The sequence below is a fragment of the Gluconobacter sp. P5B12 genome (assembly GCF_018812035.1).
Taxonomy (GTDB): Bacteria; Pseudomonadota; Alphaproteobacteria; order Acetobacterales; family Acetobacteraceae; genus Gluconobacter.
This window is the reverse complement of the sequence record NZ_JACRVV010000005.1, coordinates 131,718-147,480: the sequence shown is the minus strand read 5'-3', so window position 1 is coordinate 147,480 and position 15,763 is coordinate 131,718. Positions and strand designations below refer to the sequence as shown.

22 protein-coding genes are annotated in these 15,763 nt (G+C 56.8%); 1 reads left to right on the top strand and 21 read right to left on the bottom strand.

What is annotated here, in order from left to right; all coding sequences use genetic code 11:
* Positions 1 to 115: 115 nt before the first annotated feature.
* The 13 genes from KP702_RS10590 to KP702_RS10530 form a co-directional block, all read right to left on the bottom strand.
* Positions 116 to 268, bottom strand: coding sequence for a hypothetical protein (locus tag KP702_RS10590; RefSeq protein ID WP_202208219.1), 153 nt, complete (start codon positions 266 to 268; stop codon positions 116 to 118).
* A 74-nt stretch (positions 269 to 342) separates the two neighbouring features.
* On the bottom strand, positions 343 to 669 hold the full coding sequence (locus KP702_RS10585) for a hypothetical protein (protein WP_215768908.1): 327 nt from the start codon (positions 667 to 669) through the stop codon (positions 343 to 345).
* Positions 666 to 971, bottom strand: coding sequence for a hypothetical protein (locus KP702_RS10580; protein ID WP_202208217.1), 306 nt, complete (start codon positions 969 to 971; stop codon positions 666 to 668). The genes KP702_RS10585 and KP702_RS10580 overlap by 4 nt, the downstream gene beginning before the upstream one ends.
* Before the next feature lie 166 nt (positions 972 to 1,137).
* The gene (locus KP702_RS10575) at positions 1,138 to 2,154 is read right to left on the bottom strand and encodes a hypothetical protein (RefSeq protein ID WP_215768907.1); all 1,017 of its coding nucleotides are present in this window, start codon (positions 2,152 to 2,154) and stop codon (positions 1,138 to 1,140) included.
* Positions 2,155 to 2,166: 12 nt separating this feature from the next.
* The gene (locus KP702_RS10570; RefSeq protein WP_215768906.1) at positions 2,167 to 2,625 is read right to left on the bottom strand and encodes a hypothetical protein; all 459 of its coding nucleotides are present in this window, start codon (positions 2,623 to 2,625) and stop codon (positions 2,167 to 2,169) included.
* Positions 2,625 to 4,010, bottom strand: a complete 1,386-nt coding sequence (locus tag KP702_RS10565; RefSeq protein ID WP_252348660.1) for a hypothetical protein — start codon at positions 4,008 to 4,010, stop codon at positions 2,625 to 2,627. Before KP702_RS10565 ends, KP702_RS10570 begins: the two co-directional genes overlap by 1 nt.
* Complete coding sequence (locus tag KP702_RS10560; protein ID WP_215768905.1) at positions 4,007 to 4,852, bottom strand: hypothetical protein; 846 nt, start codon at positions 4,850 to 4,852, stop codon at positions 4,007 to 4,009. The genes KP702_RS10565 and KP702_RS10560 overlap by 4 nt, the downstream gene beginning before the upstream one ends.
* Positions 4,836 to 5,021: a hypothetical protein gene (locus KP702_RS10555; RefSeq protein WP_215768904.1), complete on the bottom strand. Its 186-nt coding sequence runs from the start codon at positions 5,019 to 5,021 to the stop codon at positions 4,836 to 4,838. The genes KP702_RS10560 and KP702_RS10555 overlap by 17 nt, the downstream gene beginning before the upstream one ends.
* Entirely contained in the window at positions 5,018 to 6,301 is a 1,284-nt protein-coding gene (locus KP702_RS10550; RefSeq protein WP_215768903.1) for a P22 phage major capsid protein family protein, read from the bottom strand. The genes KP702_RS10555 and KP702_RS10550 overlap by 4 nt, the downstream gene beginning before the upstream one ends.
* A 212-nt stretch (positions 6,302 to 6,513) precedes the next feature.
* On the bottom strand, positions 6,514 to 7,350 hold the full coding sequence (locus KP702_RS10545; RefSeq protein ID WP_215768902.1) for a hypothetical protein: 837 nt from the start codon (positions 7,348 to 7,350) through the stop codon (positions 6,514 to 6,516).
* Positions 7,347 to 9,590 carry a portal protein gene (locus tag KP702_RS10540; protein ID WP_215768901.1) on the bottom strand — a complete coding sequence of 748 codons (2,244 nt, stop codon included), beginning with the start codon at positions 9,588 to 9,590 and terminating at the stop codon, positions 7,347 to 7,349. Before KP702_RS10540 ends, KP702_RS10545 begins: the two co-directional genes overlap by 4 nt.
* Before the next feature lie 61 nt (positions 9,591 to 9,651).
* Entirely contained in the window at positions 9,652 to 10,998 is a 1,347-nt protein-coding gene (locus KP702_RS10535; protein WP_215768900.1) for a terminase large subunit domain-containing protein, read from the bottom strand.
* Entirely contained in the window at positions 10,991 to 11,317 is a 327-nt protein-coding gene (locus tag KP702_RS10530) for a DUF5681 domain-containing protein (RefSeq protein WP_215768899.1), read from the bottom strand. The genes KP702_RS10535 and KP702_RS10530 overlap by 8 nt, the downstream gene beginning before the upstream one ends.
* 93 nt (positions 11,318 to 11,410) lie before the next feature.
* Here KP702_RS10530 and KP702_RS10525 point away from each other — a divergent pair, with 93 nt between their 5' ends.
* Positions 11,411 to 11,938 carry a hypothetical protein gene (locus KP702_RS10525; RefSeq protein WP_215768898.1) on the top strand — a complete coding sequence of 176 codons (528 nt, stop codon included), beginning with the start codon at positions 11,411 to 11,413 and terminating at the stop codon, positions 11,936 to 11,938.
* Positions 11,939 to 12,055: 117 nt separating this feature from the next.
* Here KP702_RS10525 and KP702_RS10520 read toward each other — a convergent pair whose 3' ends face one another.
* The 8 genes from KP702_RS10520 to KP702_RS10485 all read right to left on the bottom strand — a co-directional run bounded on the left by KP702_RS10520 (position 12,056) and on the right by KP702_RS10485 (position 15,759).
* Positions 12,056 to 12,259: a hypothetical protein gene (locus tag KP702_RS10520; protein ID WP_215768897.1), complete on the bottom strand. Its 204-nt coding sequence runs from the start codon at positions 12,257 to 12,259 to the stop codon at positions 12,056 to 12,058.
* A gap of 173 nt (positions 12,260 to 12,432) precedes the next feature.
* On the bottom strand, positions 12,433 to 12,759 hold the full coding sequence (locus KP702_RS10515) for a hypothetical protein (protein ID WP_215768896.1): 327 nt from the start codon (positions 12,757 to 12,759) through the stop codon (positions 12,433 to 12,435).
* An 84-nt stretch (positions 12,760 to 12,843) separates the two neighbouring features.
* Positions 12,844 to 13,431: a hypothetical protein gene (locus tag KP702_RS10510; protein ID WP_215768895.1), complete on the bottom strand. Its 588-nt coding sequence runs from the start codon at positions 13,429 to 13,431 to the stop codon at positions 12,844 to 12,846.
* A gap of 2 nt (positions 13,432 to 13,433) precedes the next feature.
* Complete coding sequence (locus tag KP702_RS10505) at positions 13,434 to 14,261, bottom strand: DUF1376 domain-containing protein (RefSeq protein WP_215768894.1); 828 nt, start codon at positions 14,259 to 14,261, stop codon at positions 13,434 to 13,436.
* Positions 14,258 to 14,617 (bottom strand): hypothetical protein, encoded by a 360-nt coding sequence (locus KP702_RS10500; RefSeq protein WP_215768893.1) that lies wholly within the window; start codon positions 14,615 to 14,617, stop codon positions 14,258 to 14,260. Before KP702_RS10500 ends, KP702_RS10505 begins: the two co-directional genes overlap by 4 nt.
* A gap of 46 nt (positions 14,618 to 14,663) precedes the next feature.
* The gene (locus KP702_RS10495; RefSeq protein WP_215768892.1) at positions 14,664 to 14,933 is read right to left on the bottom strand and encodes a DUF2312 domain-containing protein; all 270 of its coding nucleotides are present in this window, start codon (positions 14,931 to 14,933) and stop codon (positions 14,664 to 14,666) included.
* Complete coding sequence (locus tag KP702_RS10490) at positions 14,930 to 15,538, bottom strand: hypothetical protein (protein ID WP_215768891.1); 609 nt, start codon at positions 15,536 to 15,538, stop codon at positions 14,930 to 14,932. Before KP702_RS10490 ends, KP702_RS10495 begins: the two co-directional genes overlap by 4 nt.
* Positions 15,535 to 15,759 (bottom strand): helix-turn-helix domain-containing protein, encoded by a 225-nt coding sequence (locus tag KP702_RS10485; RefSeq protein ID WP_215768890.1) that lies wholly within the window; start codon positions 15,757 to 15,759, stop codon positions 15,535 to 15,537. The genes KP702_RS10490 and KP702_RS10485 overlap by 4 nt, the downstream gene beginning before the upstream one ends.
* Positions 15,760 to 15,763 lie beyond the last annotated feature (4 nt).

Sequence of the window (15,763 nt, the reverse complement as noted above, 5' to 3'; positions counted from 1 at the left end):
CGGGCAAGACGTCGCCATTCGTCAGGACAAGGCTCGACAGCTCGGGAAGCAGATCCGTGCCATTGGCCTGGATAGATCGGGACGGTACGACATCCAGAGCCGCGCCGCCTGAGCGCTAGACCTGTATTGTAAACGACACCGCAGCCGTAGTTGGATTGGACAGAACGCCGCTTGTAATGACTGTCGTTCCTGCGCCTGCCGTCAGGACGGATGCAGTGGAAGCGGTCAGGGTTGTTCCAGGCTGAAGGGATTTCGCGACAACGGACATCAGGGCTTCATGATCGCAAAGATCATGCTCTCATCGGGAGATTGTGCCGCCTGAGCGTTACCGCGTGCCGTGACTCAGGGAATAGCGGAATCGTCTGAAAATTCCAATGCTTTTGCTGCCTCGGTGCGAATTGACGTTGCCTGCAAGAGAACCTGTTGGGCCAGTTCAAGTGCAGACTTCGCTTCAGCCAGAGCCGCATTCGCCACGCTTTGCGCCTGCGCAGCAGAGAGAAGGGCAATGTCAGCCTCAAGCGCCGTCCACGCGCTATCCGTTCCGAGCGCATATCCCGTGCGCTCCCAGAGACGACGCAGGAACGCTTTACCCTGCGCAGTCAACGTCCCGTCCTGATTGTAAATTTGGATCGGAAGCGGGCTATTCAGATCCTTGGGCTCTGTGCTCATGACCGTACAGGCTCCAGATCAAGAAAGACGCCCATCAGCGCCGTATTCCCAGGGTCAGTCCATGTCAGCCGGTAAACGCGGTCACGCGCCATTCCGAGACGCCAGAGCGTTGGCCAGCCGTTCCCGCTCGCCCCAAGCGCAACTGTCTGCGCTGCGTTGAAGGTTGCGCCCCTATCATCAGACCAATCCACTTCTATGGACTGAGAAGCGCCACTCTGCATGTCGAGCGTAAGGCGTCGGTGTATGCCTCGCGTCCCGTTTGTCAGCAGGTGAGGGAAGGCGCGCTGGCGCTTAATGGCCATGCCGTTATCGGTGAACGTATCGAGATCAGCCTCATAGATTGTGCCACTCTCGTAATCGCCAGCAAAGACTCTGCCGTAGGCCGAAGCCCAGCAATAAGGACGATACTGGCTCTCATTGCCAGAAGCATCGAGAGAGCATCGTTCATGCCATAGGGTCGTGGAAACGTCATAAACTCACGAAGCCGCTTGCCCTGGGATCATCAGGACATAGAAGATATGGCCTTCCTGCTGATAGACGCTCGCCACAGAGAGAGAGATCGGGCATATCCTGCAACGCACCCTCAACCGGGAATGTCGAGACAGGAGCCGCAGACTCAACGGCGCCCAGATAGACGCGCGCGTAGCCGTTTCGATCCTGACCCAGCCACATCAGCGCACCATTCAGTGTGCTTTGCGTCGAGGGTATCTTTGCAATCGTGTACGGGCTGATAAGGCCGGCCTCAATCGTAACGCCCGAACTGCGCCGAAACGGAAAATCAGACGCTCCGCTATCGTACCAGATTTCAATTTGCCACCGACCAAAAATCCATATGAACTGACCAATAACGGCCAACCCCATAATCGTACCCAGGCTCGTCGCATCGCTTGCGACATAGAGGCTATCAAATGGTGTCTGGTTCTCGTCAGCAAACTGCGCCGGAGACGTGTACCAGTTCGTTGTGTTCGGGTTCACGAACAGAAAGAACGTGTCCAGAATATCGATGGTCGGCGAGCCGTAAAACGCGTCATCACTGATCTTCACCAAAGCGCCATAGGGGTTGGGAGAGGATGTCACAATCGAGACGGAGGCCGCAGCATCGATATCAGCCGTCGTCGCCTGCGACAGGGTGAGCGTCGTAATGTCTGCGTCCGGATCGGCCGTGGACAGGATCGTGAGAACGGTATTTACGGGTGTATCCGCCGAGGTCGGTGCAGAAAGTTCCATATCGGTGTAACTGGAATTCGCGGCATTGGCTGACGTCGCCAGAATGGTTGTTCCGGCCGCAATGCCTCCACCAACGATCGCGCAGCCGCCGACGTTAGAGACGACGCTTTGAACGGTAATCGTCTGCGTACCTTCTGCCGCATCTCCGGACGTGGTGGCGGACAAGGCAGACGACACGCCCGTGACTGTCGTTCCGTCAGCAATCCCAGTACCAGACAGGGTGTATACATAACTCGCAGACAGCGTAAACGCGCTCATAATCGTCAGAGACTACGAGCCCGAACGGGTCGCGCTATTCACGGAATAACTGAATGTGGTTGTGCTACCTTTTGAGCTACCTGGTGAAGACGGCATGGAACAGAACCACCCATTTCCTGAGCTTCCATCCACGATGAAACGGCACGTTCCGTTATCGCTCATTCGGACAGGCGTTGATCCGGGCGAAATGGTCCCGATTGAGGTCAGTGCGCCGTCCTTGTACAGGCGCGAGACCTGACTGCCCGCGACAACAATCAGATCGCCTTGCGTCGTTTGGTAAAGGCATCGGATCGCACCCGTCATCTGGGCAATTTTCCGCAGCCCGGGCGTCAGATAGTAAGCAAACCGGACTGGCTCGCCCTCCTCAACAGGAACGGGCTCGCCATACAGGTTCAGGCAGCGTTGTGCCGCCACCGAGACGGCCCGCGCTTCATACGAGCCACCGGATAGATTGAGGCGCTGCAAAGCCATTATTTGATGGCCGTAAGGGCTGCGACCTTATAGGTCCCCGCACTGGTGCAAACGTAGATATTCAGGTCGTCGGCATGCATTTCACCAACGGTACAGGTCGATGATGCGCTCTCTCCTGTGTGGTTGGTATTGATCAGGCCTGCGACTGTTGCTGATCCTCTCTTATCCAAGGATGCAAGTGTATTGCCGCTCTCATCATACCCCCGGAAAAAGAAGCCGGTATCGGTAGCTGATGCGCGTGTCGCAACGAAATCATCAGCATTAGCCGCATGAGCACTGAATGCGGGGTTTCCTGTTGCCATGGAGACAAAGCCGACCGCTTTTGCATAGCCGTTCTTATCGACCTGCCAGAGTGTATTCCCGGACTGATCGAAAGCCTGCTGGAAAAACCCGGCTTCACCAGCACTGGCTTTGTACTGCTGGATCTGATTGGTCGCCTCACGAATTGAAAGCCCCGTCGTCCAAGGCAGCCAGGAACCGTCATAAGCGGCATGCATGATGGACAGCGCAACGGAGTTCACGTTCGTGCCCGCAGCGCCGCCACCTGTCAGAAAGAGCCCGGTCGTCCACTGTCCATCAGTCACTGCCGCATTGAAGTTGGTGTCAATCTCGAAGGCCAGACCATGGTTCCCGGAGACGTTCAGGACCCAGTTCTCGACTTCGGTACTGATATCAATCGATGTCGTGCCACCAGATCCCGTATCCGCCCCGACATACCGGCAGGCAATCCAGTTACGGGTCACGTTCGCGTTCTGGCCGTTCGCACGGTTGGGAAGGCATTCGATGCTTTCCGCCACTGTCGCACCCGTATTTGGCTGTGGAATTGCGGCAGGGTCATAGACGGATTTCCGATCCGTCGCGATCAGGTAAGGGTTCGTGTAGGGACTGATGAGTGTCCCGGTTCCAGCACTCGGAACGCCGATCGCATTGCCTGTGATCCGGTTACCATTCAGCAGCCACGTTCCAATTTCCTTGCCCGTGTAGGCGCCGGAGTTAATCGTGTAGCCATACGCTGAATACGGAAAGTAAACCGGAAAGCGGTTTGCCGCGGTCGAAAGTGCGTTCTTGACGGCCGTCCCACTATCCGTCCCGCCTGCGACTGCACCGTAGTTCACAACGTTGATCTGCTGGCCCAGAAGAGATGCGAGGGGCTGCGTGATGCCGCTCGTGGTCGTGATGCTCTGGGCGCCATCAAGCGTGCCACCCGTGATGGTCGGAGATTTCAGGGTGCCGTTGCTCACGTCAGCCTTGGTCGCAAGGGCTGATTTCATGCCCGTAGGGCCCGAAAGCGTAACGGGCGGCGAGAGCGTCGGAACAGACTGTGCGGATGCAAGGCCTGGTGCGCCGACAAAGAGGGCGAGAGCCAGAATATAACGGGTCATCATAGTCTCTGGATCTCCAAGCCGGGCCAGTAGAATGGGGAATTGATAGGAGTGAGGATCGACGGCATGCCGAGCGTTGGAACCTGCGTGTTGGCGCTGCGAATAGTGGCAAGCGCAGACCTCATAGCTGCAACAACAGTCTGATCCGGGGGCTGTCCGTAAGAAGGCGCCATGCGAGAAGCCAGCGACCACATGATCGCATCCCAATACTCAGGAGGCAGATTGATCCCGTCTGTAGGCTTCAATGCCGCAGGAAGCGGCTCTGCATAGACGAGATGAATTTCCCAGATCGTCGCAGCTGGAATGGGCCAGGGACGCAGTTCACCAAGAGGAAAAGCCGGATTGTAATGGAAGTAGCTTGACCATGACCGAAGCGCTTTGAGACCAAGGCCCGCGTAATCCTCGTATGACGGGATCTGCTCCAGCGCGTAATCAATGGGTTGCACACCGGAGTTCAGTCCGTCGCTACCGACATCAAAGTCCGCTGAGAAATCCGTGCTGGCAAACTCGCCCTCAGTCGAAAGAGGCGCGCCATTCAGAAGACGGATGTAGGCGGCATTAATCTGTGACGGCCTGACCGGGATATCCAGATCACCTCCGGGTCCCACAAAGTAGACGCTCTTGCCTGTCGAGACGAACGCACGATCGACAAGATTTGGAACCAGCCACCGCTTACGCTGCCACTGAGCCAACAGCATGTTCAGGTGCATGAGACCATCCGCCAGATCAGCCGCGCTGGCAGTTGTGCCCATTGCGCCTATGCCGATCTGACGGAGCGCCATGCTGATGAGGTCGGAGACGAGATACCCCTGGTCTCCGCTTTCCTCGTTAAGACTTTCTGACATTGGGAACGCGCCCTTTGCGTCTCATGACAGGCTTGGGCGGGGCGTCCTTACTGTCTGGATCGGATCGCCCCGCAAAACGGGCACGAACCCGCGCTTCCTGCTCAGCATTCTGGACGGTCACTGTCGTGAAGCCGTCAGGAGCAAAGAGGGTGCGCGGGTAGTGCTTCATGCCTGCACCAGTTCCGGTACGATGACGCACCAGTCAGGACGCAGCATGCCGATCCCGTACAGCACGTCGAGGCGGGTAGAGCGCGTGTCGTCGGTGCCGTTGTAGTACGTGACAGTCCGCAGGCTTACGCCGTCGAGAGAGGCACGTGCACACAGCGGGCCAAGCTCGGACACGTTCTCCAGGTCCACCGTTGCCAGCGTCAGGGCGCGCTTGCTGTAGAGCATGTTGCGGCGAATGATGGAGCCAGCCGGAGCGACCAGTTTCACTACAGCGTCAGCAGCCGGTGCGGCGTCAACGGTCTGATATGGGACCGGTCCATTTGCGCCAGGCGGGATGATCGCAGGAGAAAGCGGGATGGACGTCGCACCGCTCGCACAATCAGCCAGCACAACGAACTGCTGCGGAATGTGCAGACTGTTCTTGTTCACGCGGTTGATGCGGTTCACACCAGCAATGGTGATGATGTCGCCAGCCTTCAGAGTGCCATTGATGGCGGAAACCGTCAGAACAGACGAGTGAGGCGAGGCACTGGAGGAGATGGTCGTAACCGGCGCGCCATTCGGTGTGTAGTTCCCGTAGGTCCCTGTTGCCGTGGCCTTGCTGTCATAAGAGCCGGTCTGGCTGATCATGACAGTCTGGTCCTGCATCCACTCACGAACACCAAGGATCTTGGAGCCCATCTGGCCGTCGGTCGTCTGGCGAGAAACCGTACTGCCCGGATTGAACATGCCCATCATGCCCGAAACCGTGTTGGCATCGGTCATCGGATCGAGGACGGCAAAGCGGTCATCAAGAGGGGCGTTGCAGGATGTCAGGATCGCTTTGGCCTGAAGCCAAGTCTGAGAAGACGGCGCAATCAGGTTTCCATCGTCATCGGTGTTGATCACCATGTTCGACGCTTGCAGCGCGAGCGTCATGGCATCGGATGCGACCTGTCCGACGAGAGCGTTCACGGCAGGCGCAATATAGCGCTCCGAGAAGTCGTCAATATTCAGCGTCCGTTCCTGCGTGGAGAAGGACATAGGGACGTTCTTGCGGAAGTTGATCGTCAGCGGAATGGACCGCTCAGCGGTTGCTTCCGGGTTCACGACCGGGCCATCCTGCACGACGTAATCGTTCGGCAGGCGCACGTTGATCGTGTCGCCGATCTTGGCGCCGCGCTGCGCAAACTGCCCCTGATACTCGCGGGAAATGTTCTTGATCAGGTCGTTGGAGTTACGGCGGATCATCAGGGCTTCACGCGTGATGATGGAGTTGTTGATCAGGTTATTGCTTGCCACTGCCTTGGCTTTCGGGGTGTGACGTCGTGCGTCTCGTGACCCGTTCTCGGCTTAACCAGAACGTGCGCCGGTTTACGACCGGAAACACCCGCATTTCGTGCCATGGTAGGCAGGGTGACTTTGCAACCGTCACCCACGGTGAGCCCGCATTTAACGTCCTGGTAGACGGGCGGGATCAGTTCCCGCCAGACACCCGTTTAGAGGCCGTCGCCTTACTTCTTCGACCGCAGCTTGACGTAATCCTCTATGCTACAATCGTCGTCGTAGATCGAACGGCTTGAAACCGCTCGACCAGAACCAGACGTTGCGGCAACAGGAGGCGGAGCTTTGGAAACTGCTGGGGCAGGGCGTGATGCTGGCTGCGTGGCCTGCGTCTGTCCTGCTGGGGCTGTCACCTTGTCCGCGAACTTCTGTAGCAGAGCAAACTGTTTGCGCTCGGGAGCATCAAGCAACTCGCTTGCCGCGTCTGGATCGTTGGCGAGAGCATAATACACCGCGCCACTGTTCGGCAACTCCGATATGTCGCGAATGATCTGCTGGTGTGACCTGTTAGCGAAGTCGAGGCCTGCGCGCTCTGAAAGAAGCTGCGTAGCGCGTCCAACTGCCTCAGCGCCATGGGCTTCTGTGAGAGACTGCGCCACCTTAATTGTCGCGTTTCCAAACTCCTGAGCTTCAGCCTGCTGCGCCTGTTGCTGACTGGCGTTATCGCGTTCCTGCTGGCGGATCTGCTCTGGCGTCTGTTCCGGCTGCTGATCTTCCTCACCACGAGACGCAGCGAGGGCGCGGCGGTATTCTTCAAGCTGGCGTTCTGCCGCCACTGCGCGCTCTTCTGCGCTTTTCCACTTGCCCGTCAGTGTGCCAATGCGTCGTTCAGCCCAGGCCGGTTCCGGCTTGGGCTCTGGCTCGCTTGGTTCCTGCGGTTCCGGACGGGCAGGCGTTTCCGTCTTGGGCTGTTCGGTCTGTGTTTCACTGCCGAACTCGACACCCGCAAAGCGGTCAGCAGGAGCGTCGTTCGTCTCGACAACTGGGGCTTCTAGGGTCTCGCTCATGCGTCAACGGCTCCTGTCACTGGATTGGGGGCGTGGATTTCTCCACCGGGGGGATTGGAAGAAGGAAGGCGTGGGAGGGAGCCCGGAGGGCCGTCCTGCATTGCAGGCATTGCGCCATCTGAAGGCGAGGGCGTGCCGTTACTCAGTGCGTCCTGAACAAGCTGGTGAACCAGAACACGCAATGCCTCGGGATCAGTCGAGCCAATCGCGGCCATGCGGTCAGTTTCGGCCTTGTAGCGGTCCGTCTCTTCCTTAAGCAGATCGGCAGCGGCATCATGCTGCTGTCCTTGTGCTTTCAAAGAGAGGTCCGCCTGTTTGTCCTTGAGCTGTTGCGTAACCTGCTGAAGTTGCGCCTGTAGCTGCTGGATGGTCTGCTGAGCTTGCCCGAGGCGTGGATCATCCGAGGCAGGCTTGAGGCGGTCCGCAATCTCGTCAGCAAGCGGGAAGTCAGCCGCCTTGAAGAACAGATCGCCAATCTGCCCCATGATTGCCGGGTTCGCCTGCAACACCTGCATCAGGCTGTTGAACGTATCCTGACGACGCGTTGCAAAGGCCGGGCCAACGTCTGCCTCGACGTCGTAGCGGCCAATCGTCGGATTGACTGCGAGGATAGCGCCTTCCTGCGCAAGCTGTTCTTCGAACGTCAGGCCCTGCTGGGACTGCTGAGGCTGGCCATTCGGACCAGGTGGCAAAACAACCTGTGCAGCCTGCGGTGATTGCGGATCAACAATCGCACTCGACTGCGTACCATCCATGCCCAGAACCTGGACTGCGCGGGCTGTGTCGTACACGAACGGAATGGCGTCGATCAGGATGCGTCCAAGCAGACGAAGCGCCATGCCCTGATTGTCGGTGTAGTGGTAGTTTGCCGTGTCAGACTGGCGCTGGCGTTCGTTGATCGCTCTCCCGGACTTTTCATTGCCCGGTGCGCCCATTTCTGCCTGATACTGACCCGTGACCATCTGCATTTGCAGATCTGCGTTCTGCATGGCCTGCATGTGGCCCGTGCTGCCGGTTGGCGGGTCCAGACGCTGCGGTGCCTGCAATGCTTCTGATGTGTCCGGATCAATGGATCGGTACGGCAACCACGCCTGATTGGACGTATTCGCGTTGGCCCACTGGTTCTCGTATCCCTCAATGGACCGCTCATCGACCAGCCAGGGCGATTTCGTCTGCGTGGCAATGCTCTCAACGAACGCGGACGCGCTGTAATTGAACATGCGCTGCGGATCGATCAGCGACCGCACAAGTCCGCACCGGTCCAGACGCCCGTCAATCACGCTCTCAACGCCAACAAACGGCACGAGTGGAATGTGCCTGAAGACCGTCAGGCCAGACGAGATGACGTCATTGCCAGCAATCAGAAAGAACTCAACATGAGGCCGGGTAATAGGCCGAGACTGAAGCTGCATTTCACGACACATGGCCACCATCTCGTCAGGCATCTCGCTCTGACGCATGGCCTGCACGGCGCCAGTCTGAGCGTTCGGAACGGCCCAGAGCGTGTCTTTGTCCTCGTTGCGACGATAATACCGGAACACACGCACGGTATCGCGTTCTGAGATGTCTGTGCGTTCATCGCCCTCTGCCGCGATAGACAGTGGCGCGCCCTTAACGTCTTCATGCCCGGGATAAAGCCGCTCGAACTCAGCCCGCGGCATTTCCTCTACGATCATTGCCCACTGCATGTCCGAATGATCAGGCTCTTGCGTGTTCGGATCGGAGTAAACGGATCGCGGGTCTGGAACGGACTTGATGAAGAAGTCTTGGTCGAAGCTGTCTTGCCCACGCACGTAGTCTGTCACGACGTGAACCCAGCCTATGCCTTGGCGGACCTGTCCTTGGATAGCGCAGTTATAGGCGTTCTGCTGAGCGTTCGACTGATATTCGATATGGCGGATAATGCCTTCGATGACGTCTGCCGCTTTTTCATTTGAGCCAAAGCCGGTCGCATTGACCTTCATGCCCATTTGCGACTGCCGCGCGTCATTCTCGATCTGGAAGACGTGCTGCTGGGTTTTGTTGATCGTCAGGCAGGGCCGAGGGGAGCCGCCAAACGTGCCAGAACGTGCCTGATAAACAGCACTGTCCCATTGGTCATGATTGTACGCATCAGCATGGAAGAACCGCAGATCTTCTAGTGCGTGCTTGCGCCACTGAGCCTCGAAATCACGGGCGGCTTCGAACCGCTCCTGAACTTCGCGGAGAACATCATTTGTTTCTGGAAAGCGCTCGCTCATGAGGTATTCGAATACCACACCAAAACTTGTCAGTACAACCAAATTCGACAGGCTGGACCGATTAAACCCCCATCCATCCACCGGCAGCGCCGATCAAGGGAGAGCGTTTGATTGGCTTGCGTGTCGGCTTATCATCCTCGCGATCCCTCAACCCAACAGCCAGATACCGAAACGCATCCGCGTAGTCGGACGCCCAGTCATGCAGCGGCTTGTCTCGAAAGACCTTGTTCGCGTCGTCCCATGACTTGCGATACTGCTCGAGCGCTTCAATCCCGCGTTGGCAGTTCTTCCGGTCAATCCGGCAGCGGGGCAGGAGGTTGCGAGCTGCGCTGATACCGTCATCCACCGGTGTGCGAGGCAGGACGCGGATCGGGTTCATGCCAAGTGAGCGCATGGTATCAATACGGCGCTGACCGGTTCCAAGGTCGCCATTGTTCGCGTCATGCGGAACGATGTGCTGGCGATAGGTGTAGGGCCGCTTCCCAAGCTCTCGCACATACCAGTCGATCCCTTGGCCAGACCCTGCAATGCAGTCGATCACGCGAACGTCTGGACCGATCTGCTGAGCGCACCAAATGACCGTGCTATCACCGATGCCAAGATCCCAAGCCGTGATGACGGGCAGGGACGGATTGTGCGGAACATCGCCAAGGCGCCCATCCTCATCGAGGCGCTTCATGATTTTGCCGTAGTAGCTACCCTGAATGGCCGCATCGAAGGAGCAGTCATATTCCTGCTCATACTTCGCGCCGCCGTCGTCCTCGCCATACTGGGCCACGAGCTGCCTCTTTTCTGCTGCCAACTGTTCCGGGGTGAAACGTCCCGTCTTCTCGACGTTCGAGACTTCGCAGAACCAGCCCGGTTCATTGCGCATCCCGTCGAAGAACGTCTTGGCGTGATTGCGACCGCGTGGCGTGGTGATGAACATGGCCCATCCGCCATTTTCCAGTAGGATCGGAGAGAGAAACGCCCATGCTGACGGGTTCGCCAGTGCCCATTCAGAAAACACCACGCCGATCGGTGTTGAGCCCACGAGGCTGTTGAAGTTGTCCGAACCAACGACCTGCCATGTCGATCCGTTGATGAACCGGATGAACATTTCTTGCTCTTTGGTCGTGGCGCGGATCTCTGCCGGGAAAGCCTCATCGATGCGACGACGTCCGGTGTGTGGGTTTACCGCGTCCCAGATGGCCTTCCGCGCCTGGCTAGCCTCAGGAAGCATGTGCCAGTAGTTGCCGACCTTCGTGAGCGCAGAGACGGCCGCCCAGTTCAGAGCGACGTCGTCCTTGCCCCAACGACGATGCGCGACCTCGTAAGCCCGTTTCCCGCCGTTCTCAAGATAGGTCCAAAGCCCCATCTGGTAATCACGCGGACGCCAGTCATAAGCTGGTATTTGAAGTTCAGCCATCACTCAGCTTGCGAATGACGATCTGGAAAGGCTGTCCACCTTCCGCGTTCTCAAGCGCCACTGTGTCCTTCGGCTTACCCCAAGCGCGGTCGAGCAGGGCATTCGCAGCAGATACACGGGCGCTTTCAGGAGCGGTTGCTTTCCCTGCAATCTGTGCCAGCGCTTCGATGGCTGTGATGGTGTGAGACCGTGCGAGCTCGACAACCTCTTTCAGAGCCTTGGGTCGCCCTGATGGATTGCCGGATTGTCCTTTTTGGAATGGCTTGCCCGCTGGCGGTTTTTTCCGCTGCTTGCCGCTGTTTGCAGTGGGTTCGGTCATAGGCCCAACCTATCATCAGACCCCACTCAGTACAAGCAAAACCGGTAACAGGATACCACATCATAACACCAGACCCGTGATATCAATTGTAGAATGAGCCTTCGAACCTGCAACAAAGCAATTGAGCGACACCTTAATCGCCCCTTTATCCAACTCGCTAAAAAAGCTGTGGGAGCTGTGGGCTTGGTGATAGCCGCAGGTTCTTGGTTTGTTTATGCGAGCAACCCATCCGTATCGATAGATGATATTGGATTAAATCAAGCGGGTTCGTATGGACTGCCAATAAAATTAAGAAATAAAAATCTCTTCTTCCCAGTTTATATCAAAAATGGTCGATGCTTCATAAATTTTGGCGTGGTTGGCTTCTCAGATTTTGGCGGAGATATAGGTGATGTTGCCCATAATATTGAGAAGAAAGGCAATATTGGATCAGGAGAAATTCCCGCGTCCGACGACAGAAATTTCTCATGCGATGCTCTTACTTATCGTATCGAGCCCACCGTCTTAAAGATGACCGTCACGATTAAATATCGATATGCTTATCTGCCATTTTTTGGCGGTAAGGTTGAGGAAGTTTTCAATTGGGAAAACGGCAGATTTTACAGCGGCAAAAACCTCTGAGCTAAAACTCCACCGGCTGCATCTCAATCCACTTCCAAGTCCCACACCTGAAAGCGGCGGCTTGAGTGCGTGGGTGAAATGATTCCTGCGGGTTCCAGTTTTGAAAAGTAATTTGATCTAGGACTCATCCGTCACATCAATCCCTTTGGAGCGCAGGAAATCGAATAACGCGCCAGGCATATTCATTAACTTATTCCGACCGTCAGCCGTAGTTCCAGTCACGGTCGTATAACTAGTCTGACCATGGATTTTCTGCCACTCCATTAAAGCGTTCGCAACAAGGCGATCCATTCCAAAGGGAATGCCAATATCTTTGGGCATCTCTTTATTCCTTCTCTGCCTCAAGCCCCCCTCTGGATCAGGCGACAGATGGCTTCGTTTAGCTACTTTTGATCACATAAGTCGCTTTTAGCGGGCGGTTTTTTTGTGGTATGTGCCACCAGAGCAGAAGCGTGATTCTGCCCCCTCGGGGGCGCGAGAGTTCATTATCTTAATTACGAATCAGTATCTATATTATCATAGCTATGGTAATTTTCGAGATATTTTATGTCGTCAAGTAAATATCCATCATTACCATTAAAAATGGAATTCGTAGTTATTTCATCGACTGAAATATCTTGAATATATTCCTGTCCGACTGCAGCCTCTAATATGTATTTTATGTTCTGAGCGCTTTGCGTCGTTGAAATGAGCGCTAATCCGTCAAAACCTCCGTATCCTGGATATTTAGCCCTCAAAAGATCACACTCTTCTTTAAATTTTACCCAATTTGGGTGCGACTTAGAACGACTTAATCTTGCTTGATGTAAGTAATAAGTCATCCAATTATATTCCTTTTCTTTAGAAATTCACTTTAAAGGCTTTGGGGCTTATTCAAAAAAACGCGCCTGAGTATCGATAGCCATTTACACCCCATCTGAAAGCATCTGTCTAGCCATTCGCGCAGAGCGAACAACAGCGGCGATTTCCGCATCGGTCGGTTTCTGACGCTCGCGCTGCTCAGGAGGCGCTTCGACCATCGCAAGCATGGTCTTGAGCGATGAAACCTCGTCCCTGATCCGCTCGGCAAAAGGCCGGAGGTGAGTGTGCAGCTCTCCCGGCGCTGGCCAGCGAGAGCCGACGGGATAGCCATTCCGGTCCGGCTGACGTGTCCAGGCCAGTCGGCTTTCCGGGTTCCATGCTCCGGCCGGAATATCGCCGCAGACCTCGAAGATCACCTCGGTGAGTTCCCGGGACAGTTCGGCCGGAGCGTTCGTGACTAGCTTCGTGAGCTTCATCAGCCACGAAGCAACGATGACAGGGTTCGGGGGCAGGGATGCCCGTTCTGCATCGGCGAGCTGCTTGCGAATGGAGCGGACACGATCGGGCGTCAGATCGGACCGCCAGAGATATCCCTCGCGCTTGGCGGCAATCAACGCCTTGAGGTCGCCGGTGGCAGGCGTGTAGGTCGGTGCGAGAACGACGGCACCGGGGCGTTTGGTCGCGATGTCCATGGTCACACTCCCTCAATGTCGGGCACACCTGCCCAGGCCTGGTTCACGGCTGCGCGGCGGTCGGACTGCGTTTGACGCGGAGGAGGTGAGCGCATGGAGGTATCGCGCCGTACCCAGTTGCGCCACGTTGCGTCCCAGTCGAGCTTGCGGCCTTTCTCCCCGGGTACGCCGATCCAGTAATCGCGGAACACGACGGCGGTCTTCATCGGGTCCACGCCGTTTTCTCGGGCAAACTCGATCTGCTCAGCTGACGGCTGCCAGTTCTCGGGAAGGCGGCAAGCCCGCTTGGCCTTGGCTGGTTTCGAGGCGACCGCAACATCCTGACCGGGCGAAGCTTCGGCAGAAGCGCCCCCCGAACGTAGTGAGGGTTCTTCTGAACGTAGTGAAGAAGTGTAATTGTGATTGTCGCGCGACAACGCGCGTGTGTGTTCATTTGAACCTACATTTGTAGGATCGTTGTTATCTCCTTGTTGCGTCTTTGCAGGCGGTTTGTTGGCCTGCCGGTCTTTCCTTTGTTGCACAGCCTCACGCCGTTTGTTGCTGATTTCCTCAGCCTTCTGACGTTCAAGAAGCAGCCGTTTTTGATAGAGATTTCCGTCATCGTCGGTTTGAAAAAACCGCTTCAGTGTTGGCCAGATATCTTTCGACCATGCGCGCACGTCCGTCTTGGTAATCATGGCCAGTTCGCTCGGCACATTCGCAACCGGGCCGTTACGCCAAATCTCCATCAGAAGGAGCATATAGGCGCCGTGCTGCGCCGCATTGAGGCGTGTAGTGTCGGCAAGATAGTCAGCCACGTACAATGGCATCCATGTGTTGGTTCTGCTCATGCCATCACCTCGGCTTTCACCGGAATGCCGTGACGTTCCAGAAAAGCGATCACCTCATCCGGTGTGCGGCAGAGCCCAACAGGCTGTCCGCAGGCCTCCAGAACCGGATGAAGCGCTATCTGGGATTTGCTTCGGGTGCCGTCATGACGTTTGAGTTCGACCCAGTACGTGCGGTTACGATATCCGATCAGGATGTCAGGAACGCCAGCCACCACGCCGCGGGCTTTTCGAAGCGCGCCCTCGATCCGACTGCGTGCGTTTCGGTGCTCGATTGAGCACCAGTACACGCCGTCACCTGAGAGTTTTCCAGGGGGTGCAACCGCATAGGTCAGGATCCGGGCGACATGCTTGTGCAAGTCGTCCTCAGTCCTGAACTGGGGAATACTAGCTCTCGCTATCATCTCACATCCCCAGGGCACGGCGGTAGATATCCAGCAGCGTTTCCTGCTCTTCAACCTCAGCAGGCTCCTGCTTGCGAAGGCGGATGATCTGCTTGATGACTTTCACGTCGAAGCCGGCCGACTTCGCTTCTGAGAAGATGTCCTTGATGTCGCCAGCGAGAGCCTTGCGCTCTTCTTCCAAGCGCTCGACCCGCTCGATGATGGAGCGCAAACGATCCGCCGCGATGCCGCCCGTTGCAGCGCTGTTGTGGCCTGTCATGTCTTGGGTCATAGCGCCATCTCCGGAATGCAAGTTGTAGGGGCATGGACACGGCCCCCGATCTGTTCAGCAAGAGCATTAGCGATGCCCTGATACGTCGTGCTTCTGAGTTTCCAGCGGTCTTCTGACGGTGGCAGGAGATGCACCCGCGCTATCCGTCCTTCCACGACGTCTGTCGGAACCAACGGTGCGACATTTTCAAGCCAGAGGCATGTTGCCTTCGTCTCGCCATGACCGAACATCCAAGGCTGAATAATCTGGTCAGGCTTGCGCCACATGCTGGACATGATGCTCACCGGGTTTTCGATGACCTTTCTCGGAATGGGACAGCGCGCGAGCGTCATGAAGAACGCCACCGACGCCTGCTGCCGGCCATCAAGACGCTTCGCAGCAAAATGCCTTGCCCCACTGACAGACAGGTCGGTGCAAGGCGGATGCGCGATCATCAGATCCCACGGATAGTCCAGAACGTCCCGCACATCGCCCTCATAATGAGGGCCCGGCTTTTCCGTAGGAAGCAGGTCGCAGCTCATGGCGTCATGTCCGCGCTCGAGAAACGCATCCATGACAACGCCGCTGTATTCACAGGCAACCAATACACTCAGTTTCCGCGTCATCGGTTCTGGCCTTTCATTGGACGGATAACTTCAAGGGTGGCGACGACGTAGCCGAGGCCATTGAGGACGCGGTTTCGAGCGTCAACAGGTCCGCTATTCAGGGCTTGCGAAATGTCGGACTGCGCGATGCCGCGGAGACGGGCGAGGGCGCGCTGCCCTCCTGCCATCTCAACCGCATCCGCAACGATTGATTGTGCATCCCCAATCGGTCGGTCATTCATCACT